The following is a 396-nucleotide window of genomic DNA, read 5'->3' as shown; positions in this document are numbered from 1 at the left end:
CGTGCTGGGCATTCTCCAGCTTGCAGCCTATGCGACCGGCCGCTTCGAGAGGTGGCCGCTTTGGTGGGGCTTGAGCAACCTCTTCGTCGGTGTCGGTTCCTTCCTCGTCGCGCTGCGCAATCTCGTTCCCTATGCGGTTTCGGTCGACGGCGGCAACGTCGTCACCATCGCCGGCTATATGCTGATGTTTTTTGCCGTGCGCACGTTTTCGGGACGGGTTTTCGACCAGCGCATTTTCTGGCTTGCCATGGTTCTCGTCAGCGTGCCTGTCGTGCTGATCGTCAGCGATCCCGCAGCGGTCTCGGCAAGGCTCCTCTACGTCTCCGTCATCTGCTGCCTTTGCGATCTTGCGGTCGCAAGGGAGGCGATCAGCATCGTCCGCCGCGAGAAACTCTA

1 pseudogene is annotated in these 396 nt (G+C 60.9%); it reads left to right on the top strand.

What is annotated here, in order from left to right:
• Position 1 precedes the first annotated feature (1 nt).
• Positions 2-396, top strand: a pseudogene (locus AC5ZG1_RS44620) (GGDEF domain-containing protein); the annotation flags it as partial.

The organism is Bradyrhizobium sp. Leo78 (genome assembly GCF_059512425.1).
Note: the sequence above shows the minus strand (reverse complement) of the source record. Positions and strands in the feature narration are given on the sequence as shown.